10 protein-coding genes and 1 pseudogene are annotated in these 13,700 nt (G+C 67.1%); 8 read left to right on the top strand and 3 right to left on the bottom strand.

Annotated elements, in window-relative coordinates; translation table 11 throughout:
- Positions 1-36: 36 nt before the first annotated feature.
- Together K309_RS0122445 and K309_RS0122440 are read right to left on the bottom strand one after the other, a co-directional pair.
- The gene (locus tag K309_RS0122445) at positions 37-4,011 is read right to left on the bottom strand and encodes a DUF3683 domain-containing protein (RefSeq protein WP_029048514.1); all 3,975 of its coding nucleotides are present in this window, start codon (positions 4,009-4,011) and stop codon (positions 37-39) included.
- A 181-nt stretch (positions 4,012-4,192) separates the two neighbouring features.
- Complete coding sequence (locus tag K309_RS0122440; RefSeq protein WP_029048513.1) at positions 4,193-4,771, bottom strand: YqaA family protein; 579 nt, start codon at positions 4,769-4,771, stop codon at positions 4,193-4,195.
- A gap of 355 nt (positions 4,772-5,126) precedes the next feature.
- Between K309_RS0122440 and K309_RS0122435 the strand changes: the two genes are divergently transcribed.
- The 8 genes from K309_RS0122435 (at position 5,127) to K309_RS0122400 (ending at position 13,291) form a co-directional block, all read left to right on the top strand.
- The gene (locus K309_RS0122435) at positions 5,127-5,624 is read left to right on the top strand and encodes a (2Fe-2S)-binding protein (protein ID WP_029048512.1); all 498 of its coding nucleotides are present in this window, start codon (positions 5,127-5,129) and stop codon (positions 5,622-5,624) included.
- An 11-nt stretch (positions 5,625-5,635) separates the two neighbouring features.
- Positions 5,636-8,020: a xanthine dehydrogenase family protein molybdopterin-binding subunit gene (locus tag K309_RS0122430; protein ID WP_029048511.1), complete on the top strand. Its 2,385-nt coding sequence runs from the start codon at positions 5,636-5,638 to the stop codon at positions 8,018-8,020.
- Positions 8,021-8,043: 23 nt separating this feature from the next.
- The gene (locus tag K309_RS0122425) at positions 8,044-8,844 is read left to right on the top strand and encodes an FAD binding domain-containing protein (protein WP_029048510.1); all 801 of its coding nucleotides are present in this window, start codon (positions 8,044-8,046) and stop codon (positions 8,842-8,844) included.
- 100 nt (positions 8,845-8,944) lie between these two features.
- On the top strand, positions 8,945-9,841 hold the full coding sequence (locus K309_RS0122420) for an AAA family ATPase (RefSeq protein ID WP_029048509.1): 897 nt from the start codon (positions 8,945-8,947) through the stop codon (positions 9,839-9,841).
- A gap of 3 nt (positions 9,842-9,844) precedes the next feature.
- Positions 9,845-11,101, top strand: a complete 1,257-nt coding sequence (locus K309_RS0122415; protein ID WP_369796485.1) for a vWA domain-containing protein — start codon at positions 9,845-9,847, stop codon at positions 11,099-11,101.
- On the top strand, positions 11,092-11,649 hold the full coding sequence (locus tag K309_RS0122410) for an SRPBCC family protein (RefSeq protein WP_029048507.1): 558 nt from the start codon (positions 11,092-11,094) through the stop codon (positions 11,647-11,649). Before K309_RS0122415 ends, K309_RS0122410 begins: the two co-directional genes overlap by 10 nt.
- Positions 11,622-12,662, top strand: coding sequence for an XdhC family protein (locus K309_RS0122405; RefSeq protein WP_029048506.1), 1,041 nt, complete (start codon positions 11,622-11,624; stop codon positions 12,660-12,662). Before K309_RS0122410 ends, K309_RS0122405 begins: the two co-directional genes overlap by 28 nt.
- 23 nt (positions 12,663-12,685) lie before the next feature.
- A complete protein-coding gene (locus K309_RS0122400) occupies positions 12,686-13,291 on the top strand; it encodes a nucleotidyltransferase family protein (RefSeq protein ID WP_029048505.1) in 606 nt (201 codons plus the stop codon).
- A 123-nt stretch (positions 13,292-13,414) separates the two neighbouring features.
- Here the strand turns inward: K309_RS0122400 and K309_RS43040 are convergent.
- Positions 13,415-13,700: pseudogene (locus K309_RS43040) on the bottom strand (IS4 family transposase); the annotation flags it as partial.

Raw genomic sequence — 13,700 nt, 5'->3', positions numbered from 1 at the left:
AGAGGGGAGCAAACCAGCAGGAAGAGTCAGCGGGTCTTACACCAGCACCCGCTCGATGCCACCCGCGTTGGCCTTCGCCACGTACTCAGGCATCCAGTTCTCGCCCAGCAGGTGCTTCGCCATCTCGATCACGATGTAATCCGCCTGCACCGACGCATCTTCCTTGTAGCGCGACAGGCCCTGCAGGCACGACGGGCAGCTGGTCAGGATCTTGACGTCACCGGTGAAACCGTCGGCACGCAGCTTGTCGGCGCCCCTGGTCATTTCCTCTTCCTTGCGGAAGCGGACCTGCGTCGAAATGTCAGGACGCGTCACCGCCAGCGTGCCCGACTCGCCGCAGCAGCGCTCGTTCTTCTCGATCTTGCCCAGCCCGGGGTTGCCGCCCATCAGGTCGTTGACCAGCCTGGTCGGATCCATGGTCTTGATCGGCGTGTGGCAGGGGTCGTGGTACATGTAGCGCGTACCGGTCACGCCCTCCAGCTTGACGCCCTTCTCGAGCAGGTACTCGTGGATGTCGATGATGCGGCAGCCGGGGAAGATCTTCTCGAATTCGTACCCGGCGAGCTGGTCGTAGCAGGTGCCGCAGCTGACCACCACGGTCTTGATGTCGAGGTAGTTCAGCGTGTTGGCCACGCGGTGGAACAGCACGCGGTTGTCGGTGACGATCTTCTCGGCCTTGTCGTACTGGCCGCTGCCGCGCTGCGGATAGCCGCAGCACAGGTAGCCCGGCGGCAGCACGGTCTGCACGCCGACGTGCCACAGCATCGCCTGCGTGGCCAGCCCCACTTGCGAGAACAGCCGCTCCGAGCCGCAGCCCGGGAAGTAGAACACCGCTTCCGATTCCGGCGTGGTCGCCTTCGGGTCGCGGATGATCGGCACGATCTCGTTGTCTTCGATGTCGAGCAGCGCGCGCGCGGTCTTCTTGGGCAGGTTGCCCGGCATCTTCTTGTTGATGAAGTGGATCACCTGCTCGCGCACCGGCGGCTTGCCCACGGTCGCGGGCGGGTGCGCGGTCTGCTTCTTCGCCAGCTTCTTCAGCACCTCGTTGCCCAGGCGCTGCGCCTTGTAGCCCCAGTCGATCATGACCTTGCGGGTCAGGTTGATGGTCTCGGGGTTGGTCGCATTGAGGAAGAACATCGACGCCGCGGTGCCGGGGTTGAACTTCTTCTGCCCCATCTTGCGCAGCAGGTTGCGCATGTTCATCGACACGTCGCCGAAGTCGATCTTGACCGGGCACGGCGTCACGCACTTGTGGCAAACGGTGCAGTGGTCGGCCACGTCGGAGAACTCGTCCCAGTGCTTGACCGAGATGCCGCGGCGGGTCTGCTCTTCGTACAGGAAGGCCTCGACCAGCAGCGAGGTCGCCAGGATCTTGTTGCGCGGGCTGTACAGCAGGTTGGCGCGCGGCACGTGCGTGGCGCACACCGGCTTGCACTTGCCGCAGCGCAGGCAATCCTTGACGCTTTCGGCAATGGCGCCGATGTCGCTCTGCTGCATGATCAGCGACTCATGCCCCATCAGGCCGAACGACGGCGTGTAGGCATTGCGCAGGTCGGCGCCCGGCAGCAGCTTGCCCTTGTTGAAGCGGCCCTGCGGGTCGACCTTCTGCTTGTAGGCGCGGAAGTCGCCGATCTCTTCCTCGGTCAGGAACTCAAGCTTGGTGATGCCGATGCCGTGCTCGCCCGAGATCACGCCGTCCAGCGAACGCGCCAGGTCCATGATGCGGGCCACCGCGCGGTGCGCGTCCTGCAGCATGTCGTAGTCGTCGGAGTTGACCGGGATGTTGGTGTGCACGTTGCCGTCGCCGGCGTGCATGTGCAGCGCCACGAAGACGCGGCCGCGCAGCACCTGCTTGTGGATCTTCTGGGCTTCGTCCAGGATCGGCTTGAACTCGCCGCCGTTGAAGATCTTGCGCAGCTCGGCGCGGATCTCGTTCTTCCACGACACGCGGATGGTGCGATCCTGCAGCAGGTGGAACACGCTGGCGTCCGGCTGCAGGTGCAGCCGCGCTTCGAATTCCTGGCCCAGCAGGCCCAGCCCGTGCCCGATCAGCGAGGCCTTGGCCTGCGCCAGCGGCGTGTCGAGGTGGTCTTGCAGATAGCGCCAGCGCGCGCGGATCTCGCGCAGCAGCGTCAGCGCGTGCTGCACGCGGTCTTCCAGCAGCTCGGCGCTGGGGATTTCGTTGGCGTCGTCGCTGCGGCCCAGCGGCAGGTTGCCGCGCGCGAAGAACGCTTCCAGCGCATCGACCAGCTGCAGCTTGCTCTTGATCGACAGCTCGATATTGATGCGCTCGATGCCGTCGGTGTACTCGCCCATGCGGTTCAGCGGGATCACCACGTCTTCATTGATCTTGAAGGCGTTGGTGTGCTTCGCGATCGCGGCGGTGCGCGAACGGTCGAGCCAGAACTTCTTGCGGGCCTCGGGGCTGACGGCGATAAAGCCTTCGCCGCTCTTGCCGTTGGCCATGCGGATCACTTCCGAGGTGGCGCGCGCCACGGCGTCTTCATCGTCGCCGACGATATCGCCGATCAGCACCATCTTCGGGAAGGCGTTGCGCTTGCTCTTGGTGGCATAGCCGACCGCGCGCAGGTAGCGCTCGTCCAGGTGCTCCAGGCCGGCGAGGATGGCGCCGCCGGGCTTTTTGGTCTCCGCATCGAGGAAGTCCTTGATCTCGACGATGCTGGGGATGGCGTCGCGCGCCTGGCCGAAGAACTCCAGGCACACGGTGCGGATGAACTTCGGCATGCGGTGCAGGATCCAGCGCGCGCTGGTGATGATGCCGTCGCAGCCTTCCTTCTGCACGCCGGGCAGCCCGGCCAGGAACTTGTCGGTGACGTCCTTGCCCAGGCCTTCCTTGCGGAACTTGCGGCCTTCGATGGCGAGCGTCTCGGTGCGCAGCACCTTCTCGCCCGGGGCGCGGTTGCCGTCCGACCATTTCAGCTCGAAGGTGGCCACCGGCACGTCGTGGATCTTGCCCAGGTTGTGGTCCATCCGGCTGACTTCCAGCCAGTTGCCTTCCGGGTCCACCATGCGCCACCAGGCCAGGTTGTCGAGCGCGGTGCCCCACAGCACGGCCTTCTTGCCGCCGGCGTTCATGGCCACGTTGCCGCCGATGCACGAAGCGTCGATCGAAGTCGGGTCGACCGCGAACACCAGGCCAGCCTTGTCGGCTGCATCGGCGACGCGGCGCGTCACCACGCCGGCGCCGGAGAAGATGGTCGCGACCTTGTGTGACACGCCCGGCAGGTCGGTCTGCTCGACCGGCCCCAGCTGCTCCAGCTTCTCGGTATTGATCACCGCGCTCATCGGCGTCAGCGGCACGGCGCCGCCGGTATAGCCGGTGCCGCCCCCGCGCGGGATGATGGTCAGGCCGAGTTCGAAGCAGCCCTTGACCAAGCCGGCGATCTCTTCCTCGGTATCCGGGGTCAGCACCACGAACGGATATTCCACCCGCCAGTCGGTGGCGTCGGTCACGTGCGACACGCGCGACAGGCCATCGAACTTGATGTTGTCCTTCTGCGTAACGCGGCCCAGCACGCGCTGCGCGCGCTTGCGCAGGTCGTAGGCGGCGGCGAATTCGTTCTTGAAGTCCTCGATCGCCTGCTTGGCGAAGGCGACCAGCTGCTCCACGCGGTGCGAACGGTCCTCGGCGGCGGGCTCGGCGTGCTCGGCACGGTCGGCGGCGCGGCGCTTCTCGATCTCGTTCAGGCGGTGGTGCAGCGCGCTGACCAGCATCTGGCGGCGCTTGGGATTTTCCAGCAGGTCGTCCTGCAGGTAGGGATTGCGGCGAACCACCCAGATATCGCCCAGCACCTCGTACAGCATGCGCGCGGAGCGGCCGGTGCGGCGCTCGCTGCGCAACTCGTCCAGGATGCGCCAGGCTTCCTCGCCCAGCAGCCGGATGACAATCTCGCGGTCCGAGAAGGACGTGTAGTTATAAGGAATTTCACGCAGGCGCGGCGGGGCGTCCTGCGCGGCGAGCTTGGCGTCGAGCACGAGTGGGGCGTTCATGGAGGGGACCGCTTCCTGCTGCGCACGGGGACAGTGCGCGAATCGTTCATTAAAGTGCGATTGTACTGCAAGGCCCGGTTTCGCCGCACCGCAACAAAGCGGAATCCTTGTCGGAACAAGGGATTAGGCGTGACCCGGCGGCGATGACATCACCCAAAACAAGGTCTATAGCGCACTTTTATCAGAAGAAAGACTTGACCGTTTGCGCAATGTTCTGCCAAAAACTGTCCGGGATCCATAGCAAGCTGGCCGTCATCGCCAGGTAGCGCAGGAACTTGCCAATCGCCATCCAGGCCAGGCTCGGCCAGAACGACAGCCGCAGCCAGCCGGCCAGCGTGCACAATGGATCACCGATGCCCGGCAACCACGAGAGCAGCAGCGTGGGCGGACCCAGCCGGCGCATCCAGCGGAAATACCTGGCGTCGAGCTTGGGCTTGGGCGGCTTGCGTGCGTGCTCGCGGTGCTGTTCATGCTCCAGCTCGTGCTCGCGCGCCCGGCGCCGCAGGTGGTAGCGCACCAGCGCCAGCTTGGCCGCATAGCCCAGCCACCAGTCGATCGCGCCGCCCACGGTATTGCCGGCGGTGGCCACCAGGATCGCCGGCCAGAACATCTCGGGATTGAGCTTGACGTAGCCGAACACGGCCGGCTCCGAGCCCAGCGGCAGCAGCGTGGCCGACACCAGGCTGACCACGAAGATCGCGGGCAGGCCCACCTTGGGCAAGGCGACGGTTTGAAACAGCCAGTCGAAGAAGGCTTCCATGTCGGGGCAGGCAGGAGGGCCGGGCCATTCTAGCAGCGGCCCGGTCAGTCCGAAGCGAGGCGCCCTACCCCGGTTGGGGCGCGGGCAAACCTCATGGCACCTGTCAGGGATTTGTGATTAACTGTTAGAGCCTGTCGCGGCCAAACGTTCGCCGGCCGTGCCAATGCGCCGGCCCCAGCGTTCGCTGGCGCACCTGGAGCAGTTGCAGCAGCAGCACCAATATCACGAATTAGCCGTCCTATAGCCGTCCTGAGCGGCAATACCAAGCGGCAGTACCGCGTCGTGGCCAGTCCCGCGCAGTTGCTTTCGGGATCTGGGAATTGGTCATGCGCGTCCACCCCACATGGAGACAAGCATGGCGATTCCGATCCGCCTGACGGTCAACGGCAAGCCCGTTGACGCGCAGGTAGAACCCAACACCCTTCTGGTCCAGTTCCTGCGCGAACAGCTGCGCCTGACCGGCACGCACGTTGGCTGCGACACCGCGCAGTGCGGCGCCTGCACGGTCCATATGGATGGCAGGGCGGTCAAGTCGTGCAACATCCTGGCGCTGCAGGCGGACGGCGCCACCGTGACCACCATCGAAGGGCTGGCAGGCGACAAGCCTGGCAATGGCCTGCACCCGATGCAGGAAGCCTTCCGCGAATGCCACGGGCTGCAATGCGGCTTCTGCACGCCGGGCATGGTGATGAGCGCGACCGCGCTGGTCCGGGAACATCCCGGCGCCGACGCCGCCACCATCCGCGCGCACCTGGAAGGCAACCTGTGCCGCTGCACCGGCTACCACAACATCGTGCGTGCGGTGCAGCAGGGCCAGGCGGCCATGCAGGGCACGGCCGCCAGCGCGGAATAAGGGGAGACGCCATGAACGCACCCGACACACACGACACCCCCGGGCGCCTGGTGGGCGCACCGGTCAAGCGCAAGGAAGACTACCGCTACCTGACGGGCAACGGCCAGTACACCGACGACATCGTGCTGCCGCAGCAGAGCTACGCGTATTTCCTGCGCTCGCCGTATGCGCATGCGCGCATCCGTTCGATCGACAAGACCGAGGCGCTGAACGCGCCCGGCGTGATCGCCGTTCTGACCGGCGACGACCTCGCCGCCGACAAGGTCGGCGGCCTGCCCTGCGGCTGGCTGATCCACAGCATCGACGGCTCGCCGATGAAAGAGCCGCCGCATCCGGTCATTGCCCAGGGCAAGGTGCGCCACGTGGGCGACCAGGTGGCGCTGGTGATCGCCGAGACGCTGCTGCAGGCACGCGACGCAGCCGAGAAGATCGACGTCGACTACGAAGAGCTGCCCGCCGTGGTCCGCGCCGCGGATGCGGCGTCGGCTTCGACGCTGGTGCACGACGACGTGCCGGCCAACACGTGCTACACCTGGGGCCACGGCGACAAGGCCGCCACCGACGCCGCCTTTGCCAAGGCCGCGCACGTGACCACGCTGGAGATCGTCAACAACCGGCTCATCCCCAACGCGATCGAGCCGCGCGCGGTCAACGCCAGCTATACGCGCCAGGACGACAGCTACACCGTCTACGTTGCCAACCAGAACCCGCACGTCGAACGCCTGCTGATGGGCGCGTTCGTGCTGGGGCTGCCGGAATCGCGGCTGCGCATCATCGCGCCCGACGTGGGCGGCGGCTTCGGTTCCAAGATCTTCCTGTATCCGGAAGACGTGGCGCTGACGTGGGCATCGAAGAAGGTCGGCCGCCCGGTCAAGTGGACCGCCGACCGTAGCGAGTCCTTCCTGACCGACGCGCACGGCCGCGACCACGTGACCAAGGCCGAGCTGGCGCTCGATGCCGACGGCAAGTTCCTGGCGATGCGCGTGCATACGGTCGCCAACATGGGCGCGTACCTGTCGACCTTCGCCAGCAGCGTGCCGACCATCCTGTACGCGACGCTGCTGGCCGGCCAGTACTCCACGCCGGCGATCTATGCGGAGGTCAAGGCGGTGTTCACCAACACCGCGCCGGTCGATGCCTACCGCGGCGCGGGACGGCCCGAAGCGACCTTCGTGGTCGAAAGGCTGGTCGAAACCGCCGCGCACGAGCTGAAGACGGATCCGGCCGAACTGCGCCGCAAGAACTTCATCCGGCAGTTCCCGTATGCCACCCCGGTGGGGCTGACCTACGATACCGGCGACTACGAGCCCTGCCTGGCGCGCGCGCAGGAACTGGCCGACGTCAAGGGATTCCCGGCACGGCGCGATGAAGCGAAGCAGCGCGGCAAGCTGCGTGGCCTCGGCTATTCCTGCTACATCGAAGCGTGCGGTCTCGCACCTTCCAACATCGCCGGAGCACTCGGCGCACGCGCGGGGCTGTTCGAAGTCGGCGAGATCCGCGTGCATCCGACCGGCACGGTGACGGTCTTCACCGGCTCGCACAGCCACGGCCAGGGGCACGAGACCACCTTCGCGCAAGTGGTGGCCGACCGCCTGGGGCTGCAGCTCGACCAGGTCGAGATCGTGCACGGCGACACCGGGCGCGTGCCGTTCGGCATGGGCACCTACGGCTCGCGCTCGCTGGCGGTGGGCGGCTCGGCCATCGTCAAGGCGCTCGACAAGATCGAGGCCAAGGCCAAGAAGATCGCCGCGCACCTGCTGGAGGCGTCGGACAACGACATCGAGTTCAGCAACGGCGTGTTCCGCGTGGCGGGCACGGACCGGACCAAGACCTTCGGCGAGGTCGCGCTGAGCGCCTACGTGCCGCACAACTACCCGCTCGACAAGCTGGAACCGGGCCTGAACGAAAACGCGTTCTACGACCCGACCAACTTCACCTACCCGTCCGGCGCCTATGTATGCGAGGTCGAAGTCGATCCCGACACGGGCGAGTCGCAGGTGGTCAAGTTCACCGCGGTGGATGACTTCGGCAACATCATCAACCCGATGATCGTCGAAGGCCAGGTGCATGGCGGCATCGGCCAGGGGCTGGGCCAGGCCATGCTGGAGCAGTGCGTGTACGACGACAGCGGCCAGTTGCTGACCGGCTCGTACATGGACTACGCCATGCCGCGCGCGGGCGACCTGCCCGACTTCACCGTCGAGACCGCCAGCGGCACACCGTGCACGCACAACCCGCTGGGCGTGAAGGGCTGCGGCGAGGCCGGCGCGATCGGCTCGCCGCCGGCGTTTATCAACGCCCTGATCGACGCGCTGTCGCCGCTGGGCGTGAAGGATGTGCAGATGCCCGCCACGCCGCATCGCGTATGGCAGGCGATCCAGGCCGCGCGCCCCTGACCCGCACCGCAAAGGAAACCGACATGTACGCATTCAACTTTGAACGCGCCGCGGATGCCAAGGCGGCGGTGGCCAGGCTCAAGGCCGATCCCGATGCCAAGTTCCTTGCCGGCGGCCAGAGCCTGCTGGCGGCGATGAAGCTGCGGCTGGCATCGCCTTCGACGCTGGTCGACGTGGCGCGCATCCCCGGCATGGCCGAGATTCGCGTCGATGGCAAAGAGATCGTCATCGGCGCCGCCGCGCGCCATGCCGACGTGGCCGAGAACGCCGAGGTGCGCCAGCGCATCCCGGCGCTGGCGGCGCTGGCCGGCGGCATCGGCGACAGGCAGGTGCGCGCGATGGGAACCATCGGCGGCGCGCTGGCGAATGATGATCCGGCGGCCTGCTATCCGGCGGCGGTGCTGGGGCTGGGCGCCACCGTGGTCACGGACCGGCGCAGCATCGCGGCGGATGACTTTTTCAAGGGGCTGTATGAGACCGCGCTGGAGCCGGATGAGCTGATTACCGCGGTGCGCTTTCCGATTCCCGACCAGGCGGCGTATGTGAAATTCCACAATCCGGCGTCGCGGTTTGCGCTGGTGGGGGTGATGGTGGCGCGCTTCGGGAGTACGGTGCGCGTGGCGGTCACCGGGGCTGCCGACAGCGTGTTCCGGTGCCAGCCGCTGGAGCAGGCGCTTTCCGCCAACTTCAGCGCGCAGGCGGCGCGTGGGGTGAAGGTCGATGCGGGGCAGCTGAATACCGACCTGCATGCGTCGGCGGAGTACCGGGCGCATCTGATTCCGGTGCTGGCGGCCAGGGCGGTGGAAGCGGCCGGGAAAGGCTAGTGGCGCTTCGCCGCTCCCGTTGTGGTCTCCCCTCTCCCGCAGGCGGGAGAGGGGAGCAAACCGCTGGCGTGCGAGACGCGTCGGCAATATAGATCGCCCCATGCTCCCCACCTCCATCGACGACACCCTCGCCCTACTCGAACGCCAGCAATACTTCGCCGACCGCGAAACCGCCACGGTGCTCTACCTTGCCCTGCGCATGCAGCGCCCGCTGTTCCTCGAAGGCGAGCCCGGCGTCGGCAAGACCGCGCTGGCGCAGGCGATGGCAGGCGTGCTCGGCACGCGGCTGCTGCGGCTGCAGTGCTATGAAGGACTCGACGCCGCCAGCGCGCTGTATGAATGGGACTACCCCCGCCAGATCATGGCGCTGCGCCTGGCCGAAGCCCGTGGCGAGCGGCCCGAGGCGCAATCGCTGTACCACGACGACTACCTGCTCAAGCGCCCGCTGCTGGAGTCGCTGCTGCCCGATCCCGCCGCACCGGGCGTGCCGCGCGTGCTGCTGATCGACGAGATCGACCGCGCCGACGAACCGTTCGAGGCCTTCCTGCTTGAGGTGCTGTCCGAATTCCAGGTTTCGATTCCCGAAATCGGCGTGATCCGCGCCGAGCGGCCGCCGCTGATCGTGATCACCTCCAACCGCACGCGCGAGGTCCATGACGCGCTCAAGCGCCGTTGCCTGTACCAGTGGGTGGGCTATCCGGAGCGCGACCGCGAACTGCAGATCGTCGCCGCGCGCGCACCCGAGGCCGCCGCGGCGCTGCAGGCGCAGGCGATCGACTTCGTGCACCGGCTGCGCGGCATCGACCTGTTCAAGGCGCCCGGCATCGCCGAAGCCATCGACTGGTGCCGCGCGCTGGCGGCGCTGGGCGTGACCGAGCTCGACCCGCAATCGGTGCGCGACACGCTGGGCGTGCTGCTCAAGTACCAGGACGACCTGGCGCGCGTCGACGGCCCCACCGTGGCGGAACTGCTGGCGGGCGCCGCGCCGGGAGGCTGAACCGTGCCCGTGCTGCACCCCGCGGCGCGCAGCGGCGGTCCGCAAGCAGGACTGCCGCTGCTGGCGCGCAACGTCACCCACTTCATGCGGCTGCTGCGCGACGGCGGCTTCGCCCTGTCGCCGGCACACGCTGTCGATGCACTGACCGCGCTGCGCCTGGTCGACATCGGCCGGCGCGACGACGTGCGCGCCGCGCTGGCGGCACTGGTGCTGTCCGGCCCCGACCAGCGGCCGCTGTTCGACGCCGCCTTCGACCTGTTCTGGCGCGACCCCGACTGGGAAGGCAAGCTGCGCGCGCTGCTGCTGCCGCGCGTCGACGCGGGGGCGCCGCCGCCCAGGCGCAGCAACCGCCTTGCCGATGCGCTGGCCGCGCGCCGGCCGGAAATGCCATCACGCCCGGCGCAGACCGAGGCGGAACGCATCCACGTGCCGCTGACCTTCTCCGACCAGGAACGCCTGGCGCAGCGCGACTTCGAAACCCTGACCGCGCAGGAATGGCGTGCGCTGCAGCACCTGGTACGCACCCGGCGCACGCGCCTTGCACTGCAGCGCACGCGCCGGCTGCGCGCCGCCACCTGCGGCACGCACGCCGACCTGCGCGCCAGCGCGCGGCTGGCGGTGCGCCAGCACGGAGAATGGCTGCGCTGGAAATTCCGCAAGCACGCCGAGCGCAAGCCGCCGTTGGTGCTGCTGCTCGACATATCCGGCTCGATGAGCCAGTACTCGCGCGCGGTGCTGTACTTCTGCCATGCGCTGATGCAGTCGCGCGAGCGGCTGTCGGTGTTCCTGTTCGGCACCCGGCTGACCAACATCACCCGCTCGCTGCGCGAACGCGACCCCGACGAAGCCGTCGCCGTGATCACCGCCCAGGTGCGCGACTGGGCCGGCGGCACCCGCATCGGCGCCGCGCTGGCGAGCTTCAACCGCCACTGGGCGCGCCGCACACTGTCCGGGCGCGCCACCGTGCTGCTGGTTACCGACGGGCTCGACCACGAGCATATCGACCTGCTCGGCGACGAAATGGCTCGCTTGCGCCGCTTTGCGCACCGCATCGTCTGGCTCAACCCGCTGCTGCGCTACCCTGGATTCACGCCGCAGGCGCGCGGCGTGCAGGCGATCCTGCCGCATGTCGACGCGCTGCGTCCGGCGCACAACCTGGATAGCCTGCTGGCGCTCGAATCCCTGCTGTCCGACCAGGGCGGCCCCGCGCGGGCCGGCGCCACCAACCCACCAAGAAAGGAAGCCCCGCCATGGAAATGAACCAGAGCCAGCGCCTGCCGATTCCCCAGCAGGTGGCATGGGAAGCGCTCAACGACACCGCGCTGCTCAAGCAATGCATCCCCGGATGTGAGAGTATCGAGCCCGACGGCGACAATGCCTACCAGGTGGCCATGATGGCCGCGGTAGGCCCGGTCAAGGCGCGCTTCAAGGGCCGCATGGCGCTGGAAGACATCCAGGCCCCGGACAGCTACACCATCCGCTTCGACGGCCAGGGTGGCGCGGCCGGATTCGGCAAGGGTACTGCCCGCGTGAAGCTGGAGCCTGACGGCGACGAGACCGTGCTGACGTACACCGTCGACGCCCATGTGGGAGGCAAGATCGCACAGATCGGCTCGCGGCTGGTGGACGCCGCAGCGCGCAAGCTGGCGGATACCTTCTTTGCGCGCTTCACCGAGGCGGTCACACCGGACACCACACAAGAAACGCCAGCGGCCGAGGGCGCCCCCGCCGCAGCCGCCGGCGAGAATGAACAGACAGAGGAACCGAAGCGGAAACGATCATGGACAGCGTGGATCTCGAAGTCCTGAAGAACAGCGTGCACTGGCAGCAACAGGGCCATCGCGTGCTGCTGGTCACGGTAGTGCGCACCTGGGGCTCGTCGCCCCGCCCCGAGGGCGCGATGCTGGCGGTGCGTGATGATGGCCTGGTGGTCGGCTCGGTCTCGGGCGGCTGCATCGAAGACGACATCATCGACCGCGTGCGCCGGCAAGGCATCACGTCGGACCAGCCCGAGGCCATCAAGTACGGCATCAGCGCCGAGGAAGCCCACCGGTTCGGGCTGCCCTGCGGCGGCACCATCGAACTGGTCGCCGAGCCGCTCAAGCCGTCCAGCGGCATCGCCGAATTGCTCGATGCCATGGAAAACGGCCGGCTGGTCGCGCGCACGCTCGACATGGCTACGGGTGTGGCCACGCTGGGGCCGGCCAGTGCCACCGACGGGCTGGTCTTCGACGGCAAGACGCTGCTGACCATCCACGGCCCGCGCTACCGCATGCTGGTGATCGGCGCGGGGCAGTTGTCCAAGTACCTGTGCCAGATCGCAGTCGGGCTGGGCTTTCAGGTCACCGTGTGCGATCCGCGCGAGGAATACACGGAAACCTGGGACATCCCCGGCGTGACCATGGTGCGCACCATGCCGGACGACACCGTGATGGACATGAAGCTGGACGAGCGCTGCGCGGTGATTGCGCTGACGCACGATCCCAAGCTGGATGACCTGGCGCTGATGGAAGCGCTGCGCACCAGCGCCTTCTATGTGGGCGCGCTGGGTTCGCGCCGCAACAACCAGGCGCGGCGCGAGCGGCTGAAGGAATTCGATCTGACCGAGTTGCAGCTGGCGCGGCTGCATGGGCCGGTTGGCATCTATATTGGCAGCCGTACGCCGCCGGAAATCGCCATCTCGATTCTGGCCGAAGTGGTTGCGGCCAAGAACCATGTGTCGCTGCCGGACATCCTGCAGGTGGAAGGCGCCAAGGCCGCGCGCGAGATGGCTGCCAGCACCGGCAGCAGCTGCGATGTTTCCCCTGGTCCGTCGACCTGACGCGTGATAGCCGAGTGCCCGCCATGACTGCCGCTCCCAATGCTCCCTTGCTTCGCACCGACCTGCCTACCGGGATTTTGCTGGCGGCGGGTTTTGGCCGGCGGTTTGATGCTGCCGGCAAGCGGAACAAGTTGCTTGAAGTGTTGCCCGGCGGGCGCACTGTCGCCTGGCGCAGTGCGCGTACGTTGGCGGCGGCGTTGCCGGATTCGGTTGCGGTGATTCGGCCGGGAAATCCGGCATTGGCGGAAGAACTCAGGCGCGGGGGGTGCCGCGTGCTCGAATCGGCCGACGCCGAGCAGGGCATGGGCGCCGCGCTGCGCGCGGCGGTGGCGGCGACGCCTGATGCGCGGGGATGGGTGGTTGCGCTTGCTGACATGCCCTGGCTGCCGATGGAACTGGTACGGGCGGTGGCGCTGACGATCACCACCCCTGAAACGATTGCCGCGCCATGGCGCAATGGCCAGCGCGGGCATCCCGTGGGCTTCGGTGCTGCCTGGCGGGACGACCTGCTGAAGCTCGATGGGGATGAAGGGGCGCGGGGATTTCTTCAGGGGAAGCCGGTGACGCGGATATTGACTGAGGATGAGGGAGCGTTTCGGGATATTGATACGCCGGGGGATTTGGGGTGATTTTTTCCCTGCGGGCCGGCATCAGGTGGATATTTGATATCCACCTGATGCCAGCCGCAAGGCACTATCAGAATAAACACCCTACCCCACCAACTCCCCAATCCACCCAAGTTACTGTAAGCATCAACAAGCCTTATAAGCAGCATGTCGATGAGGCTTTGGGCGAGGCGGACGAGGTTTGTTGCGATCCGGTCGCACGCGATGGGCACGTGTTGCGATCAAAGCCAAGGTCTCATTCAGGGCAGCCTTGGCCCAGCGCAAGCCGAGCAGCGCCGCTGACAGGACAGGTTTGAGAGCCGTGATGGCGAAGGTTCGGTTGATACGACGGTCCGAGTCAATCTCATGTTCCTGCGCGGCGCTAAGGCAGCATAGGGCGTGCAAGTTGTCGCTGAGGATTTTGGCGCCGAAG

It is taken from the genome of Cupriavidus phytohabitans (assembly GCF_000426345.1).
Taxonomy (GTDB): domain Bacteria; phylum Pseudomonadota; class Gammaproteobacteria; order Burkholderiales; family Burkholderiaceae; genus Cupriavidus.
This window is presented reverse-complemented; position numbering and strand designations above follow the sequence as displayed.

Excerpts from the sequence above, each read along its gene's own strand:
- K309_RS0122445 (WP_029048514.1), bottom strand. The coding sequence starts at position 4,011 with ATGAACGCCCCACTCGTGCTCGACGCCAAGCTCGCCGCGCAGGACGCC.
- K309_RS0122440 (WP_029048513.1), bottom strand. The coding sequence starts at position 4,771 with ATGGAAGCCTTCTTCGACTGGCTGTTTCAAACCGTCGCCTTGCCCAAG.
- K309_RS0122435 (WP_029048512.1), top strand. The coding sequence starts at position 5,127 with ATGGCGATTCCGATCCGCCTGACGGTCAACGGCAAGCCCGTTGACGCG.
- K309_RS0122430 (WP_029048511.1), top strand. The coding sequence starts at position 5,636 with ATGAACGCACCCGACACACACGACACCCCCGGGCGCCTGGTGGGCGCA.
- K309_RS0122425 (WP_029048510.1), top strand. The coding sequence starts at position 8,044 with ATGTACGCATTCAACTTTGAACGCGCCGCGGATGCCAAGGCGGCGGTG.
- K309_RS0122420 (WP_029048509.1), top strand. The coding sequence starts at position 8,945 with ATGCTCCCCACCTCCATCGACGACACCCTCGCCCTACTCGAACGCCAG.
- K309_RS0122410 (WP_029048507.1), top strand. The coding sequence starts at position 11,092 with ATGGAAATGAACCAGAGCCAGCGCCTGCCGATTCCCCAGCAGGTGGCA.
- K309_RS0122405 (WP_029048506.1), top strand. The coding sequence starts at position 11,622 with ATGGACAGCGTGGATCTCGAAGTCCTGAAGAACAGCGTGCACTGGCAG.
- K309_RS0122400 (WP_029048505.1), top strand. The coding sequence starts at position 12,686 with ATGACTGCCGCTCCCAATGCTCCCTTGCTTCGCACCGACCTGCCTACC.